This window comes from Dyadobacter sp. CY343, from assembly GCF_021390335.1.
Lineage (GTDB): Bacteria > Bacteroidota > Bacteroidia > Cytophagales > Spirosomataceae > Dyadobacter.
In genome coordinates this window covers 245,054-270,878 of sequence record NZ_JAJUXK010000003.1, presented here as the reverse complement: position 1 = coordinate 270,878, position 25,825 = coordinate 245,054, and the positions used below count along the sequence as shown (strand labels likewise).

The 25,825-nt window shown below is 48.8% G+C and carries 12 protein-coding genes; 4 read left to right on the top strand and 8 right to left on the bottom strand.

Going from position 1 to position 25,825, the window contains the following annotated elements; genetic code table 11:
• Nucleotides 1–10: 10 nt before the first annotated feature.
• Nucleotides 11–1,534 (top strand): GH3 auxin-responsive promoter family protein, encoded by a 1,524-nt coding sequence (locus tag LZG94_RS09470; protein WP_233791663.1) that lies wholly within the window; start codon nt 11–13, stop codon nt 1,532–1,534.
• Here the strand turns inward: LZG94_RS09470 and LZG94_RS09465 are convergent.
• The 3 genes from LZG94_RS09465 to LZG94_RS09455 all read right to left on the bottom strand — a co-directional run bounded on the left by LZG94_RS09465 (nt 1,526) and on the right by LZG94_RS09455 (nt 5,736).
• Nucleotides 1,526–2,101: a hypothetical protein gene (locus LZG94_RS09465; protein ID WP_233791662.1), complete on the bottom strand. Its 576-nt coding sequence runs from the start codon at nt 2,099–2,101 to the stop codon at nt 1,526–1,528. The genes LZG94_RS09470 and LZG94_RS09465 overlap by 9 nt on opposite strands.
• Before the next feature lie 62 nt (nt 2,102–2,163).
• Complete coding sequence (locus tag LZG94_RS26540) at nt 2,164–3,639, bottom strand: outer membrane beta-barrel family protein (protein ID WP_409013264.1); 1,476 nt, start codon at nt 3,637–3,639, stop codon at nt 2,164–2,166.
• Between the two features lie 1,008 nt (nt 3,640–4,647).
• Complete coding sequence (locus LZG94_RS09455; RefSeq protein WP_233791660.1) at nt 4,648–5,736, bottom strand: AraC family transcriptional regulator; 1,089 nt, start codon at nt 5,734–5,736, stop codon at nt 4,648–4,650.
• Nucleotides 5,737–5,995: 259 nt separating this feature from the next.
• Here LZG94_RS09455 and LZG94_RS09450 point away from each other — a divergent pair, with 259 nt between their 5' ends.
• Entirely contained in the window at nt 5,996–7,519 is a 1,524-nt protein-coding gene (locus LZG94_RS09450; RefSeq protein ID WP_233791659.1) for an outer membrane beta-barrel protein, read from the top strand.
• 73 nt (nt 7,520–7,592) lie between these two features.
• Here the strand turns inward: LZG94_RS09450 and LZG94_RS09445 are convergent, their stop codons facing one another.
• Nucleotides 7,593–11,075, bottom strand: coding sequence for a ThuA domain-containing protein (locus LZG94_RS09445; protein ID WP_233791658.1), 3,483 nt, complete (start codon nt 11,073–11,075; stop codon nt 7,593–7,595).
• Between the two features lie 207 nt (nt 11,076–11,282).
• Here LZG94_RS09445 and LZG94_RS09440 point away from each other — a divergent pair, with 207 nt between their 5' ends.
• Entirely contained in the window at nt 11,283–14,087 is a 2,805-nt protein-coding gene (locus LZG94_RS09440; protein ID WP_233791657.1) for a T9SS type A sorting domain-containing protein, read from the top strand.
• A 70-nt stretch (nt 14,088–14,157) separates the two neighbouring features.
• Here LZG94_RS09440 and LZG94_RS09435 read toward each other — a convergent pair whose 3' ends face one another.
• From LZG94_RS09435 to LZG94_RS09425, 3 genes are all read right to left on the bottom strand, one after another.
• Nucleotides 14,158–15,432 (bottom strand): YihY/virulence factor BrkB family protein, encoded by a 1,275-nt coding sequence (locus LZG94_RS09435; protein ID WP_233791656.1) that lies wholly within the window; start codon nt 15,430–15,432, stop codon nt 14,158–14,160.
• 149 nt (nt 15,433–15,581) lie between these two features.
• Nucleotides 15,582–19,196 carry a CotH kinase family protein gene (locus tag LZG94_RS09430; RefSeq protein WP_233791655.1) on the bottom strand — a complete coding sequence of 1,205 codons (3,615 nt, stop codon included), beginning with the start codon at nt 19,194–19,196 and terminating at the stop codon, nt 15,582–15,584.
• A 454-nt stretch (nt 19,197–19,650) separates the two neighbouring features.
• A complete protein-coding gene (locus LZG94_RS09425) occupies nt 19,651–20,910 on the bottom strand; it encodes an Hsp70 family protein (RefSeq protein WP_233791654.1) in 1,260 nt (419 codons plus the stop codon).
• Between the two features lie 290 nt (nt 20,911–21,200).
• Between LZG94_RS09425 and LZG94_RS09420 the strand changes: the two genes are divergently transcribed.
• Nucleotides 21,201–23,288, top strand: a complete 2,088-nt coding sequence (locus tag LZG94_RS09420) for an ATP-binding protein (RefSeq protein WP_233791653.1) — start codon at nt 21,201–21,203, stop codon at nt 23,286–23,288.
• Between the two features lie 72 nt (nt 23,289–23,360).
• On the opposite strand, the gene katG is transcribed toward LZG94_RS09420, so the two are convergent.
• Complete coding sequence (katG, locus tag LZG94_RS09415) at nt 23,361–25,637, bottom strand: catalase/peroxidase HPI (protein WP_255700625.1); 2,277 nt, start codon at nt 25,635–25,637, stop codon at nt 23,361–23,363.
• Nucleotides 25,638–25,825: the final 188 nt, after the last annotated feature.

Below are 25,825 nucleotides of genomic sequence, written 5' to 3'. Positions count from 1 at the left end.
TCGTGCATATATGGCTGTAATCGGCGAGCTTATCAAAAAAGCGCTTGATTTCACGGGCAGGATCATCAGTGATCCGGAACCGGTGGAAGCGCAAAAAGACGTTCTTAAAACCCTGCTGGAAACGGCAAAACTTACTGCTTTCGGAAAGCGATATCAATTCTCCGAAATCCTCGAAAGCGACGATATCATCTCCGAATTCCAAAACCGGGTTCCGGTTCACGATTACGATAAAATATTTGGTGAATGGTGGCACTTCCTGCTGGAAGGACACCAGAATGTGACCTGGCCGGGCGGACAGAGCTATTTTGCGCTCAGCAGCGGAACCACCAGCAATAGTAAATACATTCCCGTTACAGACGAAATGCTGGGCTGCATTCGCAAAGCCGGTATGTCGGAGATCGCTACGATCGGTGCATTCAATTTGCCGGGTGATTTTTTTACCAAACAAATCTTAATGCTCGGCAGCAGCACCAACCTGATCCAAAAAGACGATCACCAGGAAGGTGAGATCAGCGGGATCAGTGCAAGTAACCTGCCGACGTGGTTTGGCGGATTTTACAAGCCCGGGCCGGAAATCGCCGCCATTTCAGATTGGGATGAAAAGGTAAAAAGGATCGCGGAAGAAGCGCCTAACTGGGATATTGGCTGCTTGTCGGGTATTCCGTCATGGATTGAGCTGATGTTAAAAGAGATTATCAGTTATCACAAACTCAACAATATTCACGAGATCTGGCCGAATCTGATGGTCTACACCACGGGTGGCGTGGCTTTCGAACCTTACCGGAAAAGTCTGGAAAGGCTTTTTGCAAAACCGCTCATTTACATAGATACCTACCTCGCTTCCGAAGGTTTTATTGCGATTCAAAAGCGGCCTGACACTTCTTCGATGGCGCTTTTTCCTAACAATGGAATTTTTTACGAATTCGTCCCATTTAACGGCGACAATGTGGATGAAAATGGGTTGGTAAAACCCGGCGGCACTGTGCTATCCCTGGCCGACGCCGAAGAAAATGTCGAGTATGTACTGCTGCTGTCGACCGTTTCCGGCGCGTGGCGCTATATGATTGGCGATACGGTTACCATTACCAACAAAGCGCGGGCGGAGATCAGGATCACCGGCCGGACCAAGCATTTTCTCAATGTAGTTGGCTCACAACTTTCTGTGAACCAAATGAATGACGGACTGCGCGTGATCGAGCAGGAATATGATGTGGTAGTGAAAGAATTCATTGTAGCAGCCGTGCACCGGGGCGATGAGTACATTCACAAGTGGTTTTTGAGTTGCGATAAAACCCCGGACAAGGTGAAAGTCGCGGAGTCGCTGGATGCGACTTTATCCGAAAACAATAAAAACTATAAGGTAGCCCGCAGCCGAGCGTTGAAAGGCGTGGAAGTGGAACTGATACCTGAGGAGCTCTTTTACAAATGGAGTGAGGAAACAAAAAAGAAAGGCGGGCAGGTGAAAATTCCACGCGTGATGAAAGAGGAGGATTTCCTTGAATTCGCTGCTTTTGTGGAAAAAAACCTAGGTTAACCCCTGTTCCTTCGCTTCCAGTTTCCGGACCTGCTCTACGATATCGTCCGGCGAAAGATACAGGCGGGCAATTTTCTGCTTGTATTTTTCGGGAAGGAAAGTGTGGTCGAGGATGAAATGTTTCGTGCTGAGAATGTATTTACCCAAACCATGACTTACCGCAAACGTATCGGCCACGCGCTCGGCTTTCTTTACAAACCTGGTAGAAAAAAGGTAACCAATTCCAAACCGGATCATGCCGAACGTATCCCGGTTTTCATAATCCATCACATGCCCCAGTTCATGCCCGATCCAGCCGACCATAATGTCCGGCGGGATCTGGTGAATGGGGATCGCCGAGTTAGTGAGCTGGAATAACGCGCTGATATTGATCTGATAAGCCCGCTTGCCCCCGAACATGGAACTGATCCGCGGCTGCGCCTGCATCACCGATCCTTTGATCTTCTTTTTGAACAAGAAATGAATTTCGGTCTCTTTCAATTCGGGGTAAAAAGAGAGCGCCTTTAATACCTCCGCTTCAATCACCCGCGGGATCGTCTTATTCTGCCTGAAATCCTCTATTTCCATCGTAAAATCAACTATTGCCCGAAACTGTACCGGCAATAGTAAAGGAATATAATCGTGCCTGTTTACCTCGCCCGGCTGTTTTCGGCCTCCCCGGTAGACCTGCTGTTGAAAGTTACTTTCGCAGATTTACCAAAACGATAGGTCGCGGCGAGTCTGAAATAATTTGTTGAAAATGAGCGGTCAAAGTAAATATCTGTCTGCCCGACGCTATAAGTCCCGGCTGCATTGGTTTGATGAAAAATATCGTTGGCTGTAAATCTCATTGTGAATGCATTTGCAAAAAAAGCTTTCTCTATCCCAAGCGTCACCGTCGACCGGTTTTTATTGTAGTAAAGTCCATAGTACCTGTCGCCGAGGTACCAGGCGAGCACCTGAACTTTGAACAGATTACGAACATTGAAGGTATTGCTGCTATACAGGTAGATTTGTGGTTTTGGACTAAAAAACACGAAATCAAACTGATTATCAATGGATTTACTATATGTGACCGTCGCTGTATTGGTCGAATTCCACCAGCTGAGATTGAGCGAATAAGATACGGAGGTCAGAAACGTGTAGTCTTTTTGCAGGTTCAGGGCTTTTAAAACATAGCTGTTTGGCTTGGTGCCGCGCAATGCGGCAGCACTCAGCGGATCGACCGTGTAGTTAAATCCCGCGCGAACATCGAGAGCGCCGCAATTGGCCCCGAGCTCAAAAGCGTGGATCTTTTCGGGTTTCAGGGTTGGGTTACCTTCAATGGTTGTAAACGGGTCCTGATAGATCACAAACGGATTAAGTGCCTGGTACCGAGGTCTTGTGATCTTGGAAACGTAGGATGCCCGGACTTTCAGGCGCTCCGTCAGACTTTTGCTTAAAAAGATATTAGGGAAAATATTGAGATAGGAAGATGTAATTACCTGACCTTTTCCAGCGGTGGTATTGAGGTTGAAATGCGTCCACTCCCCACGCAGCCCGACCGCCACGTTTACACTTTTTCCGAGTGTCGTATTGTAATTCAGATAAGCCGCAGGCAGCATTTCTTTGTATTTGAAATTACTCGAAAGCTCAGTGTCCGGCTCGAAAACGCCCGTTTCGTCCCCTACCAGAAAATCAGTTCCCGAGTTATTATTCGCATAGCTAAACTTCACGCCCGCTTCGAGCCGCCTGTCGCCATTCAATACTTTTGTAAAATCAGCCTGGGTGCTGGAAATAGAAATATCCTGCGCCACTTCATTCCTGATCACCTTTGTTAACTCATTGTCATTTACGAGGTTATTCTCATTGATCAGGTCATTTGTAGCAGTTCGGTAGCGGGTGTATTGGCTGCCGATAAACAGTGCAGATCCCGCAGAATCTAGCTTGTTATTGTAATTAAGAATGTAGGAATGATTTCTGCGGTCTTCATTCTTATTGATATAACTCCGGTATAGATTACTTTCCGAAATAGTGGTGATCCTGTTGCGACTTTCCTGGCTGCCGCGCTGGTCGTCGAAATTCCCGCGGTAGCTCAGCGAAAACCCCGACCGCGCATTCACGTCATATTGTACGCCCAGCCCCATATTGACAAAATCGTCATATTTGCGTTTCCAGTCCGTAGTAAGCTCGGATCGCAGGTATTCTTCCGGATTCGGGCGCGTGCGGGTTGTGTACAAAACTTCCCTGTTCTTCCCCGCTAGCAACCCGAAATTGGCCGCAAGTGCTATTTTGTTTTTCATATAATTCACATCAAAAAGTGAATTACTTTCCCCGCCGGCATAATCCGAATACGAATACTGCTGCGTCGCCGAGCCTGCTACTCCCGCCTGGCGATGCGATTTTATGATGATATTGATCACGGCCTTCCCCTCCGCGTCGTACCGCGAAGATGGGTTAGCCAGGATCTCAACTCTAAGGATCTGGTTTACCGCAATAGCCGCAAGTTGCTCAATGGTAATCGGCCGGTTGTTCAGGAAAATGATCGCCTCACCTTTCCCGATAAACGAAATCCTCCCGTCCGTGACCGACAGACCCGGCGATCTTTCCAACAGCTCCATCACAGTGCTGCTCCCGGCCAGCAAAGTGCCGGGTACCTGCACTTCGATACTACCATTTTTCCCGTATTTCACGAGCGGCGGCTGTCCTGTGACCCGCACTTCGTCGAGCAGCTGACTTTGCTCTTTCAAAATAATATTCCCCAAATCCACTTCCTGCCGACCGTTACTTTCAATGAAAAAGGTGGTGTCCGTGAATGCTACTGACGACAGTTTCAGCAAGACTTTCAAATGTGCGATCTGCGGGATTTGGACATGGCCGGTTTCGAATAACTTGCCGGTGATCAGGCTGGAATCGGCGGGTAATAATACCCGGGCTGTCACCGGAATAGCCTGCTGTTTCGTGTCGACTACTTTGGCTGATATCGAGAAGCTTTCCTGGGCAATGGAGCTGGTGATTGAAAAACAGGTGAATGCAAGTGTGACTAACAGAATTCGTACGGGTCGCATGGAATAGATTTTCGTTGGTTTTTTTTGACAAAAATCCGCTGGAAATCCGGCTGCGAAGTTCAGAAATCTCGAATCAGGAGTACGTTTTTATAAATTCACACCTGGTTTTGTGAGCGCCGTCTGCGTTTGCTGCTGCTGAAAAACGGCCGGTGTTACGCCTTTAAACTTCTTAAAAGCCACAAAAAAGGTTGATTTTGAATTGAAACCCACTTCATAACCTACCGTTTCGAGCGTGAACCGATAATCTGAGGAAAGTATCCGGCAAGCTTCTTCGATCCGGAACTCATTGACGTAAGTCGTAAAATTCTTACCCAGTTCATCATTCAATAATTGCGAAAGCTGGTGGGCTGAGATCTGAATTTCTTTTGACAAGTCGCCTAGTTTCAGGTCAGCATTGGTGTACACCGATTGTTCCCGCATCAGCTTGTCAAGCTTCGCAAGCCAGAGCCGGGTATCCGATTCGCTGAGCTTCCTGGCAACCGGCCGCGCAGCCTGGATCAGGAAAAGTTCGTCGGTCCTGTTGCGATATAAAATGATGGCCACAATGAGATACAGTACCAGCGAAAAAGCGATCGATCCGCTGATATACGGTGCGTAAGGTGCATCGATCATGGAGGAAAAGTATAGGAAGAATATCAGGACATTAGCCATGTAAATGACCGCGATCCAGACTTCCGAAGCCTTCATCTGATAGGATCTTGCCGATAACTTTTGCAGGATATCCCGGGCCACAAAACCCGCCGCAACGATGAAAACAAACCATTGAAAGTAGATCCCCCGGATGATATACGTTTTCCAGAGCGCAGGATTTGCTGAATAGGGCCAGCCTATGTCTATTACAAGAATGAGGGCTAACAGGAAAAGCAGCCCTGCGGACCAGCGACGCGGCATTTTCTCCACTGGCTTCACGGCCGAACTGACGAAACCGTACAGAAACGGACCAATAAAGAAACAGGCGGAAAGGCCGATCTGCAAATAGATTTTGGGCAGCTTACCATCGAAGTACAGAAATACGGACTTTCCTATTCGCAGGCTCAATGCAAAGACCAGAGCGCCCAGCAGGTAATTGACCAGATATTTCTTTTTGGTAAAAAAGAAAAAGTATAGCCCTAGCGCCAGCCCGTTGAACGCACCCAGCGCACTGAAAAAGAATAAGAGTTCTTTACCAATATTCATGACGGGCACAATGGGTTTTCGAAAGAAATACTTTGTTTAAATAGCAATGCAATATCGGATTGTTAGCCAAGAAACCGAAGGTTGCTTATCTTTTTATTCTACTACGGCGGGCAACCTGCCGATGCTCCACGGCATGCTATTTTGAAACTTCGATGTAGGTCGGATGGAAGCGCTTCGCTTGACCAATCAATTTTTGAAGCTTCATAGATCCGCTTTCTCAACAATTTTTAATTTTTCAATTCATCAACATTCCAACACAATGAAAACAAAACTAACCTACTACGCGCTGGCTGCCATGCTGTTTTCGCAGCCTGTCCTGGCCCAGGTTGTCTCCCAGGACTCTTTGAAGGCCCTTGACAATCAAAAGGAAGCGATCAAGATCAGTCAGGATATTAATGACAAAAAAATAAAGCTGGCTGAAAAACAGAAAGACCTTCTGGAAAAAGAACAGGAAATGCAGAAAAGCGCACAAAAAGCGCAGGCCTCAGCGGACGCAAACAGACAGGCGGCGGCTGATCTGACTTCCAATCCGCAGGATAAGAAACTGTCGGGGAAAGCCAACAGTGCCGCGAAGGATGCCCAGCGTGATGCTAAAAATGCCCGAAAAGATAGCGAAGGCATTGAAAAGCTTAACAAGGATATTGCGGAGCTTCAGAAAGATATTCAGGAAGGTGAGCAAAAGCTTGCTGGAATGGGACAGCTCGTTTCTCCGGCTTCTCCTGCAACGGTTACCACACCCGTGATCAGCAGCCAGTCGACTCAAAATAATGGTCAGATTACGAACAGCTCAGGTTATGCAGGGAACACTTCGGGCGGGCAGAATGCAGTGCCGGCTGCTGCAACCAATAGCGGCAACCCGAGTGTAATTCAAAGGAATATCACTTTGGATTCGGCCAATGCAAACAATGCAAATGCGTTCGCGCAGCGGCTCGTGGAATCTACCTACAAAAATTACCCGCAGCAACAGGGCCAGCCTGCTATTATCATCAACAATATCATCGTTCCGCCGAACTACAACCAGCAGGAACCAGCCGCCGGAAATGCGGGAAGCCGTTTTTCGAATAGCCAGGATCAGCAGGATTATGAAGATTACAAAGCGTGGCTGAGATTCAAACGTGGCGAATCTGCGGCGCCCGGACAACGCGTTTATGCAGCGCCTGCCAGCCCTGCCGATGCGGCATACAGCGAACCTATGACGCGGGAAGAAAGGCTGACTTTCAGAGAAAGATTTGGTGAAAAACCTGCCCGCAACTCTGGCCTATGGGTGATCCCATTGGTAGGTATCCACGCATCTAACTTCAATGCAAACTTCGACGATGGCAAGTATGAGGGCAGATCTGGCTGGAATGCGGGTCTTGATTTCCGTTTCAGGATGAAGAAATTTTTCATTCAGCCGGGTGTACATTATCTGAGCTCTTCGATGGACGTGACAAGCGAGGATAGTGTTTCAACTGCTCCCTTACTGACCGGCCCGAGGATACATTCATTGAAAGCTCCCTTAATGCTCGGCGTGTACCTGACGAAAGCCAAAGGCGGATTTTTCCGGTTCAATATCAAGGGCGGTGTGGTCGGAAATTATGTATTGAGTGTTGACGATACCGAAAATTCACGCTTCAACAAGGACAACATTGAAGAGTTTTCTTACGGGTTGAATGCAGGAGTTGGCCTTGAATTCGGCTTTGTGACGCTTGATCTTTCGCATGAATGGGGAATGAGCCCTTTCCTGAAAGCGAATGATCAGAAGAACAATGTGCTGAGAGCGACACTGGGTTTCAAGTTGTAATCTCATTTGCATACAAGAAAAAAACGGGGTCGGAGCACATTTGCTCCGACCCCGTTTTTGCTTTTCAACAGCTTTACTGCGCTGCGGGTCCCATCTTGAACTCCGCGCCCATAACAACCATTAACGAACTTTCTTCGGCTTTCGGATTCACAAATACGACATACAAATCGTGCAGTTTCCCGTCTGCGCTACCCGCATTTTTGATAGGGATATTTAAGGACGTGGGTTTAAAATCCAGTTTCTCAGCAGGTTCCAGAACAATCGACTCGCCTACGAGGTTTCCGGTCGGACTGTCGAGCCGCAGTTCCACTTTTCCGCCGGCCGCATTCAGTTGCGGCTTGGGTGCAAGTGCCTGTAATTCCAATTCCGTCACCGCATTCAGGTCGACTTGTTTCAAAACCATGTAAGAACCTGATTTGGAAGCGATTGCGAGATTCATTCCACCATTTGATATTTTCATGATGTTCTCGTAAACATCAAAATTGTGCATATCAACTTTCGCATTCCGCAGTACAACCAACTCTTCCGATCTCAAAGAAGACAATCCGCTCGCGCCTGCATCTTCATAAGCTGCCCGCACGATGAAAATCCCTTTGCCTTTGTCCCCTGCCGGCAATTTTGCCTGGTAAGTACCTTTCAGCGGCAACGATTTTTCCTTTGGTTTTTCATTCACTACATTCAAAATATACTTCACCATCTCGGAAGCGTCGGCCGTTGAAAGCTGCGGGTGCGCTGCCATTGCAGTCTCTCCCCAAACACCTCCACCGCCAGCAATCACCTTTTTGGTCAGTCGCTCCACCGCCGATTTATCGTCTTTGTATTTCGCCGAAACCTCGCGGTAAGCCGGCCCGATCGACTTTTTATCAACTGCGTGACAAGCCTTGCAATCGCTCGCTTCGATCAGCCTCTTACCCGAACTGAATGCTGCGCCTGCATCCGCCGAGCGGTGGCCCTGCGCGATGGCGATCTTGTCATATCCTTCCGGCAAATAATCTATATTCAATGCAACACGTTCAGCATCAATCCCTTTACCTAATGTTCCGTCTTCTTTGTCAGATACTTTAATATCGTAATTGAACGGTTTATCGGGCGTGTAAAAAGACTTGTTGCTCGCCGGCATATCCAGGGTCAGCACGGGCGGTTCGTTTCCAACGGTAATTTCCATCGCTTGCGTGCTCACGCCTCCTTTTCCGTCATTTGCGGTGAGCGTAGCTTTGTAAACGCCCACTTTCGCCAGGCTCAGTGCTGCATACTGGGTATTGATGGTTTTTGTAAATCCGTTTTTCGAAGTGATTTTCCAGGAATAGGTTAATGCATCTCCGTCGGCATCGGTTGTACCTTTTGCGCTGAGTTTGAGCGCAAGCGGCGCAGCTCCACCCATTTTATTCGCGACCATTTGCAGCATTGGTTTCCGGTTTCCGCCATTGTATTCAATGCGGATCAGGCGGGCGTCGTCGTTGGCTGAAAACCAGCCGGTACCATATTCCAGCATGTACAGATCGCCGTTTTCGGCGAACTCCATATCCATCGGATTGGAGAATTTATAGCTCGGCATGAAACGTTCCATCGCCTTGTAGTTACCTTCTTTATCCATCGTCACCGACATGATCCAGCCGCGCATCCAATCGTAGGTCAGGATCTTTCCATTGTAATAATCAGGAAATGCACGCGCAGCATTTTTGAATGCATCCGAGTAAAAAACAGGGCCCGCCATCGCATTCCGCCCACCTGTGCCGGTTAACGGAAATTCGGGAGAAGCGCCGTAAGGATACCAGATAAAAGCTTTCTGAGCCGGTGGAAGCACTTTCAGCCCGGTATTATTCGGTGAAGTATTGCTTGGCGCATTCACGTCCCACTTCTCCATCGATTTCTGTCCGGCAAAATCATATTTGTTATAAGCCTTATTATCCCCTACAAAATGCGGCCAGCCAAAGTTGCCAGCTTTGCGTGCCTGCCCTACCTCATCGTGACCAGCCGGGCCGCGGCTCGAATCGGGCTTCGCTGCATCCGGGCCAACCTCTCCCCAATATACGTAGTTCGTTTTCTGGTCTACCGAAATGCGGAACGGGTTGCGGTGCCCCATTGTGTAAATCTCGGGGCGGGTATCCGGCGTGCCTTTGGCAAACAGGTTACCCTCGGGAATCGTGTATCCTCCGTCTGGTTGTGGCTTGATGCGGATGATCTTGCCGCGCAAATCGTTGGTATTCGCCGAAGATTTCTGCGCATCCCACGCCATTCTTCCTTCGCGCTCGTCGCTCGGGCTGTACCCGTTTGAACCGTGGGGATTGGTATTATCGCCGGTCGACAAATACAGGTTACCCGACTTATCCCACGCAATGGAACCGCCTGTATGACAGCATTCTTCGCGCTGCGTCGGGACTTCAAGCAATACTTTTTTAGAGTTCAGATCGAGCTCGTCGCCTTTCAGCTCGAAGCGTGCCAGCACATTTTTAGGCGCTTCCGGAACGGAGTAATACAGGTAGATCCAGTGGTTTTTCGCGAAATCAGGGTCTTTATTCAAACCCAGCAAACCATCTTCGCCCATCGATTCCTTACCTTCCTTGTTCACATATTTTGTACTTACCGGAATCTCGGCAATCGTTTTCAGTTCATTAGTTTTAGTATTAAAAAGCCTCACCTGGCCCTTCCGCTGGATGAATAGGATACGTCCGTCGTTCAACACGCTCAGTTCCATCGGCTCGTCGAGTTTCTCTTCAAGCACAACCTTGGTAAAACGGTTTTCCTCTGGTCTGGATTTCGAGAAATCGATCGCTTTGGGCGCGCCGCCTCCCGCTGATGGCAGCCCCGCTAATGGCAGCCCCGCTGTATATCTGATCCCTGCCCAGAGATGGTTCAGGAAAAGCGGCTCCACGAATGTTTCGTCAGTGTGCCCCATTGCGGTATAAAACGAGCGGCCACCGTCGAACTCCTGATACCAGCCCATTGGATGAAAGTCGGGGTTTTTACCTCCTATATAGCTCTTTTCGTCTATTTTGAGAACGACTTTGATATTCGGGGAGATATTTTTGAAACTGTAAAATTCATCGGTCCTTTCAAATTCATCGGGCATTCCCTGCGTAGCCCAGTGGTTTTTTTCGGTTACGATAAACTTGCCTTTCTGCACATTACTCGGCGTCATCGGGTGATCGAGAAAGTAAGCGCCTGCAAGATTGCCGTACCAGGGCCATTCATATTCGGTATCCGTGGCTGCATGAATACCCACATAGCCGCCGCCTGCCTGAATGTATCTTTCAAATGCAACTTGCTGCGCATCGTCGAGCACGTTTCCGGTCGTGTTCAGGAAAATAACGGTATTGAATTTTTGCAGGTTCCTCTCATTAAACTGCCCTGCGTCTTCCGTAAAAGTGGCACTGAACCCTTTTTCCTTCGACATTTTTTCAATCGCCGCATTGCCCGCTTTGATTGATTCGTGCCTGAAAGAAGCGGTTTTGCTAAATACCAGCACTTTGAAAGCCGGTGACTGAGCGATTGCCAGACTGGATATCAGCCATAGGCTCACAGTCAATACGCGTATAAGTATAGGTTTTGTTCTCATCGGTTAATTTTTGATCCGTAAACAAATCTAGCCTTATTCTCCTTATTGTCTTAAAGCTAGACAATAAATATTTTCAAAAAATTTTCTCCTATTAATTCTTTGTTAATTTATAGTTAAGTAAAAATTATTGGTGTAAACATAGTTTTGGAACAGATCGCCAGGCTCTTACGGCGGCACTGTTTCACCTTTAACCAATCATTGATACACATGAAAAAGAACTGTCTACTATTGTTTATTTCGCTGTTTTTTGTCCTGCACGGATATGCGCAGGTCATCCCCGCAGACGATTGCGAATCGCTTACCGGCTGGGGCGGCGGCGGCAATGTACTAAGTCTGAGCGGCGACGCACCTGCGCAGGGAAGCTTCTCCGTTCAATCGGAAGGTGGCAATACCGAGCGTTTCACAAGGCATTTTTCGACTCCGATCAATACCGGTATCGCGGTGGGTGAGCTGAATATTTCCTATCTGCAATTCTCCCTTTTTGTGTCAGATATTACCAAGTTCAGCAGTTCGGACGGACAATTTGAAATTACCAGCTCAGGTAATCCCGACACCGACGAATTCAACTGGGGAACCGCCAGCGTGAACCTGCGTAACGGATGGAACAATGTAGTGCTGCGCCTCAGTGCGGCGGGCAAGCAGGGTAACCCGAACCTGGCAGCGATTAATTTTTTCAGGTATTATAAACCGATTAATGCGGGCGAATCGGTCATTGTCAAGATCGATGATATCCGTTTTACAAAAGGTTATCAGGGCAGTGAGCTGATCGGCGCAAAGATTTTCAGTGCTGCCGACGACCATGCAGGCTGGTCGGGGAGCGACGCGGTGACGGTGGATACTGGTAATAAAATCCTGGGAAGCAGCTCTTTGACGAAAACAGGAACGGGCCCGGACTGGTTTGTTCACACCCGCGCACCATTCAATACGGGAGTGAGTGAAGAAGGTATCGTCAAATTCTGGCTGTACGTATCGGAAGCGAGCCTTTTTAATGGCGCGGGCAATATTGTTTTTTCTTCATCGGGGCAAGCCGGTACCGATGAATATCGCTGGAACCTGGCTTCTCAAAAGATACAAAATGGCTGGAATCACGTGATTTTGCATTTGTCCGAGGCGACAATACAAGGCAACCCGAACCTGGGCGCGATCAATTATTTCCGGGTGAGCCAGCCTGTCGACGGAGCGATTACAGTTAAGATTGACGAGATCGAATTCTACGAACCTATCTCTGCGATTACTGCCGATCCGGCTACAAATTCGCTGAACGGAAAGGTTATGTTTGGCTACCAGGGCTGGTTTGGCCTGCCAACCGACGGACCTCCGGCGCACAACTGGTGGCTGCATTGGTTTGGCGGCGCACCCGACCACGTGAATGCGACCGTGGATATGTGGCCGTACATGGGCAACTACCCGCAAAGTGAGCTGATTGCAACAAATATGAATTACAGCAATGGAACCCCGGCCAAACTGTTTTCAAGTTACAGTTACAATACGGTCGATGAGCATTTCAAATGGATGCGCGAGCACGAGGTCGACGGGGTTTTCCAGCAGCGTTTCCTGGATTATTTCCGGACTACCGATACGCGCGTGCACCGGCATTTTGACAAAGTGCTCGAAAATGTGCAGACCGCGAGCAACAAATATGGGCGCGTTTATTCCATTATGTACGACCTCTCCGGTGCCGATGCTACTTCAACCGAGCAGGTTATCGCCGACTGGAAGCGACTCGTGGACGAAATGGGCGTGACTTCTGAAAGTAACTATTTGTGGCACAAGGGAAAGCCGCTTGTTGCGTTGTGGGGACTTGGGTTAGCCTCAAATCCTGACGCGACAGCTGAGCGCTCGGAAAAGCTGGTGCGGTGGTTTAAAGAAGGCGATCCTGCCGACCCGACCGACGATCCGAAGTACAGGGCGAATATTATGGGCGGTTTGAATGATAACTGGCGCGGGCATTCGGCAGCGTGGCTCGCTGTCTATGATCTACTCGATGTGATCAGTCCGTGGTCGGTGGGGAGATACAATACCGAAAGTGGCGCGAATGCATTCGCAATCAATAGTGTAAGACCGGATATGGCTTATCTCGCACCTAAAAACATCGACTATATGCCCGTTATATTTCCCGGCTTTTCATGGTTCAATCTTCAAAATGTCCGTGACAATCCATCCGGCGCTGTCAAAAATGCTATTCCGCGCAATGGTGGCAGCTTTTTGTGGCAACAGTCTCAGAATGTGATCAATGAGGGAGCCAATATGATTTACCTGGCGATGTTTGACGAAGTGGACGAGGCGACTTCATTTTTCAAAATGGAGAAGTTTTCGAACCACACACCAAAGGGAGGCGATACCTGGTTCCTGTCGCTCGACGCCGACGGTTACGACCTGACGCCCGACTGGTATATGGCGCTGGGCGGCTACACAAAAAAGGTTTTAGCAGGAAAAGCGACCAACAGCTTGTCGGTGCCACTCTACCCTAATGCACTGTCCACTACCGCAGGAAGTCCGCTACCTGTAACGCTCATCAGTCTGACCGCCGTAAACCGGGAAAACCAGGTACAGATCGAGTGGCAGACTTCTCAGGAATCCAACAGCTCACATTTTGAGATACAACGCAGCAGCGACGCGCGCACTTTCAGGGAAATTGCCAGGATTAATGCGCAGGGCAATGCGGCCAATACTACAAACTACGGATATCCGGACACTGGCTTGCCGGGCGGCCAGTATTACTATCGCCTGAAAATGACAGATCGGGACGGTACTTATGCATACAGTAATATTGTTACTGCTGAAATTGCGGGAGCTATTGAGGTAAGTGTTTATCCAAATCCTACCTCCTCTTCCTTAAAAATCAAGTCTGCGGCGAAGATCGGGCAGGTTGATATTTTCAATGCCAGCGGTCGAAAATTGTATAGTTTTAAAACTGATAACTCCTCATTTGAAATGGACATCAGCAGCTGGAAACCGGGCGTTTACATCGTGCTCATCGATGGAGTCGAGCGAAAAATAGTGAAGTTATAATTGCGTAAAAAAAAGTAGCTCCCGGCATTCCTGAAAATCGGAAAGCCGGGAGCTACTACTATCTTTTTGTTTAATCTTCTTTGTTTATTTTAGTGAGCATTCTCGCAAGAAATTCTCTCAGACTTTTACCGTAAATGATACTCAAAGCCAGGAAAACCAATGTTGACCCGATCAGTATCACATATCCCAGGAAATAGCTGTCGAGCGCGCGGTTGAGCAGTTGCCCGAGGATCAGGATGATCGTGATAGCAATCGTTAATGCGATCAGTGCCATAATTCCGTAGTAGGTTACCGGCGAAGCTATTTTGGCAACGAATGCATTAAATTCTGCCTTGATCTGGTCGAGCTTATCGTCAATGAATTTGGTAAAAATAGTAAAGGGACTTTTTTTCGCACCTTTTTCCGCATTCTTGGTCTCTTCCGGCGCAGGTGTACCTGGCCCATGATCCACCACTACTTCATGCCTCGATATAAGAACCGCGTGTTCGTTGGGCGAAATCGCGATACCATCGGATCTGGCGTAAACCTTGGTAAACTCCGCACCGAAATACAGAATGATCGATGAATAATAGATCCAGGTAAGCAGGATTACAATAGACGCCGAAGTTCCGTATGCGGCGCCAAGATCGGACTGACCGAGGTAGAAGCTAATCGCAAATTTCCCGATCGCGAACATGATGGAGGTGAAAGTAGCACCCACCAGACACTCCTTCCAACGCACGTGTCCATCGGGCAGGATCTTAAATATCACTGTAAACAAGGCAGTTATGATCACCAATACAAGCCCGACATTCAGAATTGAAAATATAACCACTGAAACTTCCGAAAAGTACCTTTCCAATCTGTTACTAAGCAAATCCACCGCTGCATTCACCCCGAGCGAGACGATCAGGAGGAAGCCCAGCGTGAGGATGATCGAGAATGACAATAGCCTGTTTTTGAGGTATTGCAGCCAGCTGCGTTGTGGCTTGGACTTGATTGCCCAGATGTAATTAATAGAATCCTGGATTTCAGCAAAAACCCCCGTGGCACCGATCAGCAGCGTTACCCCTCCTATTGCAGCGGCCAGTTTGGACTTGTCGGTGATCGCGGCATTCTTAATCAGTTCCTGTACCTGCACAGCCGCCTGCTTTCCCACCAATCCGCTAATCTGGGCATACAATTCACCCTGAAAAGCCTCTCTTCCGAAAAAAATGCTGACGATAGAAATGATCAGGAGCAGCATCGGGGCCAGTGAAAATATGGTATAGTAGGATAAGGCCGCGGAAAGTTTTAGCACATTATCCTCCATAAATTCGGCAAAACTATCCTTGATCAGCGTGATAATAAACTTGATGCGTTGCATATTATAGTGTTGGTCAATGGTGATATTACCAAGCCCACACTACAAAAAACAATCATACCAGAGATCAGGCGGGCAATACCTGCCTGACTTTTTTAAAGCCGGGATACTCTTGCCAAAAAGCATCCCGGCTTACTGAAAATACGATGCTGCTATTCTTTCAAAAATTTCAGACGCGAGATTGTTCCGGTTTTCATTGTAATCTGCACCATGTACAAGCCTGAGCCCAGCGTTTCAACCGGTATTGCCAGCGCGTCACAATTAGATATCTTACCAGCTTTTCGTTTCCTCCCGGCTATATCTGTGATTGAATAGGAACTTGCGTCGCAGGGCTGCGGCAAAATGATACGAAGTACGCTTTTGACCGGATTTGGGTAGAGCGTTGCGGCTTCCGGCTGGGGGCGATTCACAGAGACCAGATTTGAATACATATAGGTCTGGTCATAGTCGATCTGTTTGAGGCGGTAGTAGCTCCTGCCACCCAGCGGTAGCTCGTCGGCAATCCCGTACCGTTTCGGCTGAGAGCTCGTTCCATTTCCGGGTACGGATTTAAGCAAAAGCCAATTTTTAGCATCAGCCGACCGCTCCACTTCAAAATGATGGTTATTCAGCTCACTGCTCGTTACCCAGGTTACTGCTACCTGATTCTCAACGGTTTTGGCATCAAACCGTATCAATGTGACAGGCAGCGGGTCCGAGCAGGATTGTATTGCAATATCGTCCAGCCGCAGTTCGTCCCGGGCGCCGCTAATCGTTGGATCTATGCAATAGTATCTCCATAAAAGCTGCACGTAAGGCTGGTTCAGGGCAGCGGCGGGCAATTTCACCCAAGGCATCATTTGCGAGTGCCCCGCAGTGGCCGACCTCACATATTCCACAGGCTGGCTGCTGGTGTTGAGTACATCGGTGAAAGGGCCCGTTTCGGAGAGCCGGTACTGCAACCGGATCGCATAAGGGCGAAAATTGGGCGTGACCGTACCGCCTGTCCACTTCACACTCACCTGCGTTTTGCCGGTTGTGTTGAGTGCAAGAATAGCCCCTCCCAGCTTCATCCCTGCATAGCCCGGGTTACCAGCGGCATTTCCGGTATTGATAAACGATATTCCTTCGTTGCCAAGCCCGCTGATCCTCGTCCGGCTGGTAAGATCATACGCGCCACTTGTAAACCCAACTACTTCCGAGCTCAATTCCGGATCATCATTGGCCATATATACAAATCCCATATGCGCGGGAAACGTCCCGGCGACGGCATTGGCCGCCCAGGAAGTGAGAAGGTACACGCAGGCGCTTTCATCGAGCGGCTCCGGAAATTTCGTCGGCGCTACGTCTGTCCCGAAAACCGCCCGGTAATTGGAGCCCGAAGACGGAACAAACTCGATCGTGGGTGTAATTAGCACATCGCCGTTGGTAATATTTTCCCATTGTAAAAATTTAAAACCGGGCTTGGGAATTGCGGTAAGCGCTATTGATACATCTTTAAAATAGGTTCCCTTCCACGGATACGGATTTCCTGTTAATCCCGGTGTTGTTGGCAGGATATCGATGGTGTTCACGCGGACAAACCCGTGTGCGGCATTAGATACGTTTACTGTGATCTGGCGGGTCCCTTCGTTCAGACCAAACTGGCTTTGAATGTGGCCGCGCGCAATGTTCGGGCGGTTGGTTGCAAAGTTGACCATGAGTTGGATGTTTGCTTCCCAGGCGTCCACGCTGGCAGGCCGGTTCCAGCGTTTGATATTTTCAGGGATCTCGCCGCTGATCGCATTTTTACAGGATTCAATCTCCGCCAGCAGTCGCTGCGGCTGAAAATAGGAGTTGATCAGATCCGCATACCTGTTGATGAATTTTTTTCTGAATGTCGGATTTGGCAAAAGGTATTGCAATAGGAAATCGGGCGCACCCAATGCTTTTCCGAATTGATTGGCATCAAGCTCTTCAAAACTCAGGTCAACGTCGAACAGGGACCATCTCCACCGCCCGTCCTTACCTTTACCCGCCGCCGGGTTGTAGGGGACTTTGTGCCGCCAGTACGTGACGTTTCCATAGGGCCAGTCCCAGTTGGCAGCGTATAGTTCGAGCACGCAATAGTCGATAAAATTATCCATGTCCATTCGTTCCAGCGCATAGTTATAGCTGCCCGCGTCGGCCATATTATGGGTTTTAATGTAATTCGAGAGATCACCATAATGCCCCGAATTCCCGGAAATATCGGGATCGGCGAAGAACTCGATGTGATCCGGTTCCAGCGCGTAGTGACTTGCGTAATAGTATTCGTCGAGACGCTCCCTTACGTCGTGAATTCCCCAATATTCTCCGTTCAGATAGGTCACTGCCGGCCGGTAATCCTGCAATTCCATATCAAGTCCTTTCGCAATCTGGTGAATGTAGGCGTCTTTTAGCAACATTCTCTCATAATCATTTCCGGAATTCCTGAGTAACAACCGTTTGAACGTATGGAAATTAAGCGATGGAAATATGGGGTAATCGATATTGCTCTGCGACGCGTTCTGACCGGTCGAGTAGAGCCGGAAACTCTTTTTGTCGTGCGTTCGCGAACCTGCACCATGAATACGCAGCCCCAGTTCCTGGTTCATCACTGGCACACCATCTACCAGCATTTCCACATTCACGGGTATCTCGTCGCTTCTGTAATAGTTGCCAGCGGGTACACCGAATGAACCAGCAGCAGGATTTGCATTGCGCCAGTCGACGAAATCTTTGCCAGCCACACCAATTCCTTTCACGTAATCGAACATATTATCCGGATTAGTCTTAATTGAAAATACAGGCAGGTTTGATTTCGGCTGACCGTTTGGTGTAAACCAGTACGACCTGGAAATGGTCTCGCTGGGCAACTTGCCCGTTTCATACACTTTGGCCCTCACCACCATCCCCTTGTAAACAGGCTTGACAGGTACAGCTGCATAAGTGGGCGTGAAATCGTTGGTCGTAGAGATGGAGGCATAAACGTCGGGTTGAGAAGACTTGTCGGTGATGGACAGGTTTAAAGGGGAATTTTGCTTTAAGGTCAGAAAATTTCGGGTCAGCGTAGGCCCGGCAGACTGTCCGGGGTTTTGCGGATACTGATTTTTGAACTGGTAGGCGGTGCCGGGTGCGACCGTGTTGTTCTTGTTCGGCTCGGAACCGTCGGTTGTGTAATAGATCTCTGCTCCCGGAACCGCAGAAGTGATGGTAAGTGTAAAAGGATTTTGGAAAAAACCACTTGCCGCGCTCATGGCAGGCGGCTCCGAAACGCCAGTGAAGGAATTGGCGGCTACATTGCCTGCATTGGGCGAAGAAGGTGAGAAAAAAACGATTTCCGGACCTCCGTTTGTCTTTCGTCCATAAGAAATATCCGCCCGCTGCTTTGGAAACCCAAGGTGATCTACGATAACCTCACCCGGTGTCGACAAGAAAAATTCCTCTCCGTCCCCGCTCAGGTTGAAGCTCAGGTGACGGGCCAGGTGGGTTTTACCGCTCGCCCAGAGTATCAGGTAGGAACCGGCCGGCATTACGTAGTCACCGGTGCCTGATGGCAGCTGAAATTTTTTGAGCTCTCCGGGATCATCGGAAACATAGTAGCCACCAAGATCCACCGTGGTGCCACCTGCATTATACAGTTCTATCCAATCTTCGTCCTCACCTACCTGATCCTGATAGGCGTTGGAATTGGAAGCCATTAATTCGTTAATAAAAACAGATTGTGCGTTGCATTTGGGAAAGACCAGGCTGGCCAGCATCCAAATTGAAAGTTGTAAATATTTCATGATTCGGAGGAAATGATACAGTTAAAATTTAGAATAATTGTATCAGATTTACCAACGGGCAAGCCGTCAATTATTTAACGGTACCCTTTTTAATGCTCTAATTATCAATTATTTACAACATATCGTCAATTGTCCTCACTCCTACTACGCAGCTGCTAATTGTTCTATATGGCCTGCAAAAAAAGCATCGGATCCTACTACACAAATTCATGCATTCAGAATATTATTCACGGAAGTTTCAGTGTAGAATTTGGCGCGTAAAATTTGTCGCTACTCAGTTACTCTGTATTTAAATTTCTCGAAACTGTACATATTAATGGTTCCATATTGTTCTGATTGCGTCAGTATTGAAACGCATCTGAAAACAGTTCCTGCCTGGGCCATAACAAGAAAGCGCGCCTGTTACGAGGCGCGCTGCAAAAAAACGAAGAGCTATCGGAGACTTTTTCTGCTTTCAGGAAAAACGGCTTCGGGCATCGTAAGCAAGGCCGAGCCCGACACTGGAAAGCTTGTTTTCTTCCGACCATTCAGCCGCAGGGAATAGCTTGCGGAATTGTTCCTGAATGAGCGGGATCTCGGTAGAGCCGCCGGTCATGATCACCAGGCTTATCGCTTCGGGCAATATCCCGGCGGCTTGCAGGCATTCCCGCGCCGCGCTCACGATCTTCTCAGTTTTGGATGTAATAGCAGCATTGAAATCTTCTCTGGCCACATCAATGCGGAGATCCTCGTCGATAAAATCCAGTGCCGCGGCGAAACGCTCTCTGCTGGCCAGCCCTATCTTGATCTTCTCCGTTTCCGCCAGTACCGCGTGCCCGGTTTCCTGTTCCAGCACGTTGATCAGCCTGCCGTAACGTACAGGGTCATGCGTTTCCCGCAGTAATTGTTTTGCCTGAAAAACGATCCGGTTCGTATACAGGAAGTTTACTTTGCTCCATTCCGACAAATCGAAGTAATGGTAAGATGGAACTTCCAGGTTTTTGGCACCATATCTGGTCCTGAATCCCAGTTCGGGCATCATTTCAGCCAGACTCAGGTCTTTATCAAAGTCGTTTCCACCCAGGCGCACACCGGTATTGGCAAGAATATCGCTGTTCCGGTCGGACTTGCGTGCATTTTCCTTCGAAAGGCGGATGATCGTAAAATCAGAAGTTCCGCCGCCCAGGTCTACCACGATTGCCAGTTTCTCGCCGGAAAGCCTGCGCTCGTGGGCGAATGCAGCTGCAATCGGTTCATATTGAAAACCGACGTGCTCAAAACCAAGGCTAGTTGCAACCGCTTTCAATTCGCTCTCGGCGCGCTGATCGGCGGCAGGATCGTTGTCTACGAAATGTACGGGCCGCCCCATTACCACGTGCCGGAGTTCGGTCCCGCAATCGGCCTCGGCTTTCCGCTTCATCTGGTCCAAAAAGGCGGCGATGATCTGGTGGAACTTCATCAACTCACCGTTCACCATCGTTCCCTGGCGCATCGCAGGTGTGCCTAGTACCCGTTTGAGGCTGCGCATCAGCCGGCCGGGCTGGCGTGTCAGAAACCGTTCTGTCGCCTCGCGCCCGAAATAAGCGTGATTATCTTTACGCGCGAAGAACATTGCGCTGGGAATGGTAGTATGGTCGCTTTCGACCGGGATCAGAAAAACATCGTTTTGATCCGCGACCGCCAAACTGGAATTGGAAGTGCCGAAATCAATACCGCAAAAAACAGGAGGTGTCATTGGTCTGGAAAATTGGGCGCGCAATTTCTGATTATTTGCCCGGCAATGCAAACTTTTTAGTAAAAGTTCGTCGATTGCACCACCTGGGGGCGTGTATTAATAGCCGCGTAGCTATTTCGCTACAAAGGTGTTTTATAAATTTTCCGTAAAATTGCCTTTCGGTTAGTCTGGTGGCTAAACTATCTATTGCCCTCCATCGTACATGTCATTACTCCGCCTTAGCAACGCGGAGCTTTTCTACACACCTTACCTGAGGTAAATAGTTCGGGTGCGAATTGACAACTTTACTGATGAAGAAATATTTCGGTTCGCCGGTACCTGCATATACTTTAAAAACTTTCCTACTTTGTTTTGCCGCCCTCTGGTTTTTCACAGAATGCCAAAAGTCAATCAAACCGGTGCAGGAAGACCAGCTTGAAATGTGGATCGACAGCCTGGACCGCCATTCCAGAAAAATCGGGATCAAAAATGCGATCCACACCCTCGACTCTATCATGGCGACCCGCCCGAAAAAGACTTTCGCCGACCGGATGCAATATTACAAATTCATGAAAGTGTTGTGTCACCGCGATTCCACGCTGAGTGAAGAGGCATTGAGCTATACGGACAGTCTGCTGCTATTATTTTCTTCCGTGCAGGTGCGTGAAATGTATCCGGCTGAATATTCGAAAGCGTTACTTCTAAAAGGTGATGATCTTTTAAAACAAAAAGAATATTACCGGGCCTACCGAAATTACTACCACGGCAAATCCTTTCTGACAGGCCTGGGCGAGATTTGCGAATGTGCCAGGTACAGCAGCCGGATCGCGAATATTTCCTACAAAGAAGAAAACTACTATCAGGCCATCGAATATTGGCAGCAGGAACTGAAGGAGCTTGCCAAATGCCGAGAAGCAGACAATTTCCAGTTACAATTCATTGAAAAACAAGGTAGTATCCGCAATATCGGAATGGCATATATTCATTTGAATCAGCCGGATATTGCCTCGGACCAGTTTCGCAAGGCCATGGATTTCATTGACAAAAATGAATCGAAATTTCCGCGCGAAAAGAACTTTATCAAGTTTGCGCGCATCGTCATTTTACTGAACCAGGCGGAAGCTCATGTATTAAAGAAGGAAATGAAGATCGCCGAGAGGCTGCTGAAAAAATGCCTGCAACACGATCCGGAGATTGACTGGTCAATGGAAGTAGAGCGCGATTCCCGTCAATTACTTGCCAGGATTTATATCGAAACAAAGGAGTTCAGCAAAGCAGATGAACAGCTGCGCATATTAAAGAGTGTGACCAGCACTGCGAACGATGCGGCGACCGCCAGTTTGCACCAAAAATTGCAGGGTTCAGTTCTGTTCGGGCAAGGCAGATTTGAAGAAGCGGGCAGGTTAATGCTGGCCAGTCAGGAAACCGACCGTAACAACAAACTGAAAAAGAACATAGAAAATAAGAGTGACGTGAGTGTGCTTTTGCAGCAGGTACAGCGCGAACACGAAGTGGAGCTAGTTGCCGAAAAGGACGCTCAGAAGGAGCTGATCCTACGTTTTGTTATCCTGATCTCGATCACATTGTGTGTGATCGCGTACCAGATCTGGCGCAGCGCCCGGAGAAGTGCGGCCAATTTGCGCGCTGTCACCGAACTGAATAAGGCTGTGACACAAAGTAATATCGTATTGCAGGATACCGTGAATGCGCTGGAACATGCAGAAGCTGAAAATCAGACGGTTTTAAGGATTGTAGCGCACGATTTGCGCAGCCCTATTGCCGCGATGATCTCTGCTTCTCACATCATTTTCTGGGAACATACCCCTTCCAAAGATCAGCTTGAAATATTAACTGCGATGCAGCAGTCGGGTGAAATGGCGAATGCGCTGATCAGTCAGATTTTGCAGTCAAGTGCTGATCGCGAGAAGATCTCTACCAGCAACATTGCGTTGCCGGAGATCGTGCAATCGTGCGTGGATATGCTGAGACACAAAGCCGGCGAGAAACAGCAGAATCTGGACTTTCAATTTGAGGAAGTCACCGCGCCGGTAGACAGGGAAAAAATATGGCGGGTGTTCTGCAACCTGCTCAGTAATGCGATCAAATTCTCGCCGCCCGGCAGTACCGTACTGGTCAGTTTACAGAAGCAGGGCGGGCAGGTATTGCTGACGGTCCGAGACCAGGGGATCGGTATTCCCGACGAATTGAAAGGCGAAATTTTCCTGCCCTCCGACAATGCCAAACGCTCGGGAACCGCGGGAGAGCAATCTTTTGGTATCGGGTTGTCCATCTGCAAACAAATCGTTGAAGCGCACGGAGGAAGGATCTGGTTTGAATCAGAAAGCGGAATCGGGACGGCCTTTTTCGTTGAGCTGCCGGCTACCCCGCTGAACAGCTAGGCATTTCATTATAAAAAAAATGGGGCGCCCAAACTGATCCGGGCGCCCCATTTATATTTGTTTCAAACCAGATTATGCGAGATCAAACCTATCGAGGTTCATCACTTTGGTCCAGGCTGCAATGAAGTCTGTCACAAACTTCTCGCGGGCATCCGAACTCGCGTAAACCTCGGCGATCGCCCTCAGTTCTGCGTTGGAACCGAACACAAGATCGGCGCGGGTAGCAGTCCATTTCGGCTGGCCACTTGCGCGATCAGTTCCCAGATAAACTTCTTTATCATCGCCCATTGCTTTCCAGGCTGTGTTCATGTCCAGCAGATTAACAAAGAAATCGTTGGTCAACGCGCCTGGTCGTGAAGTAAATACGCCATTTTTAGAACCATCGAAATTCGCATTCAATGCACGCATACCTCCTACCAGCACAGTCAGTTCGGGCGCGGTCAGGGTCAGCAATTGTGCTTTGTCGATCAGCAGTTCTTCGGTAGATACCGTTAACTTTCCTCTGCTGTAATTACGGAAACCGTCAGCAGCAGGTTCCAGGTAACCCATTGATTCAATGTCGGTCTGATCCTGCGAAGCGTCCATTCTGCCCGGTGTGAAAGGAACGGTGATAAAATGTCCTGCATCTTTCGCGGCTTTCTCAACAGCAGCACAACCCGCCAGAACGATCAGGTCGGCCAGTGATACCTTTTTCCCTGTTACCTGAATTGCATTGAACTCACCCTGAATACTTTCAAGTACATTCAATACCTTCTGTAATTGCGCAGGATTATTCACTTTCCAGTCCCTCTGAGGCAAAAGACGAACGCGCGCACCATTGGCACCGCCACGTTTGTCCGAACCGCGGAACGTCGAAGCCGAGGCCCATGCAGCCGACACCAGTTCTGATACGCTCAGACCAGAGGCCAGGATGTTGGATTTCAATGCATTGATATCATTTTCGTCGATCAAAGCGTGATCAACTGCCGGAATAGGATCCTGCCAGATCAACACTTCCTGTGGTACTTCCGGACCAAGGTAGCGTTCGCGCGGGCCCATATCCCTGTGCGTCAGCTTGAACCATGCACGCGCAAAAGCATCGGCAAATGCATCCGGGTTTTCGAGGAAACGTCTGGATATCTTTTCATAAGCAGGATCAAATTTCAATGCTACATCGGTAGTAAGCATTCTCGGCGCGTGCTTTTTGGAACTATCGTATGCATCCGGGATAATTTCCCCTGCATTTTTTGCAACCCACTGATGCGCACCGCCCGGGCTCTTGGTCAGCTCCCAATCGAATGCGAACAGGTTTTCGAAAAAGTTATTGCTCCACTGCGTGGGCGTTGTTGTCCAGATCACTTCCAGTCCGCTGGTAATCGTGTCAGCGCCTTTTCCGGCGCCAAAACTGTTACTCCACCCAAAACCCTGCGACTCTACATCAGCGGCTTCCGGCTCTTTTCCAACATGTTCGGAAGGCGCGGCACCGTGGGTTTTTCCAAAACTGTGTCCACCCGCAATGAGCGCAACGGTTTCTTCATCGTCCATCGCCATTCTTCCGAAAGTGTCACGGATATCTTTCGCAGACGCGATCGGGTCCGGGTTTCCGTCTGGCCCTTCGGGGTTCACATAAATAAGGCCCATGTGAGCAGCTGCAAGCGGTTTTTCCAGGGTACGGGAGTGAATTCCTTCACCCGGATCTTCGTCTGACGATACTACGCCGTGTCCTGCTACGCCGGCAACACCTTTCGCATAGCGCTGGTCATTACCGAGCCAGGTAGTTTCAGCTCCCCAATACACATCTTCATCCGGCTCCCATACATCGGCACGTCCGCCGGCGAAACCGAAAGTTTTGAAGCCCATTGATTCCAGAGCCACATTTCCGGTAAGGATCAGCAGATCGGCCCAGGAAATTTTATTACCATATTTTTGTTTGATAGGCCAAAGCAACCTGCGCGCTTTATCAAGGCTCACGTTATCCGGCCAGCTGTTCAGCGGCGCAAATCTTTGCTGACCTGAACCCGCACCACCGCGACCATCAAACACGCGGTAAGTACCTGCACTATGCCACGCCATACGAATAAACAGCGGCCCGTAATGTCCGAAATCTGCCGGCCACCAATCCTGGGAATCTGTCATCAATGCATGCAGGTCCGCCTTTACTGCCTGCAAGTCAAGGCTTTTGAAAGCCTCCGCATAATCAAAATCCGCGCCCAACGGATTGGTTTTGTTGGAGTGCTGGCGCAGGATATTCAGTTTGAGTTGATTAGGCCACCAATCGCGGTTCTTGGTTCCGCCGCCGCCTACATTACTGGTATTCATTGAGCCGTTGTGGAACGGGCATTTTGAAATGTCGCCTGATTCGTTTTCCATTGTTATATGTTCATGATTAAATCAATAATAAACTGCACTTCTTATCGTGAGGTCGGCAATATATACGTTTGTTACGTATAATCACAATCGATTAATTCTATGAATTGATAGGCCTCGTCTATTATAGGATGCCACGAATGCACGAATAGGCACGAATGCGTTTATGCATTAAAATCAAAAAACCCTTG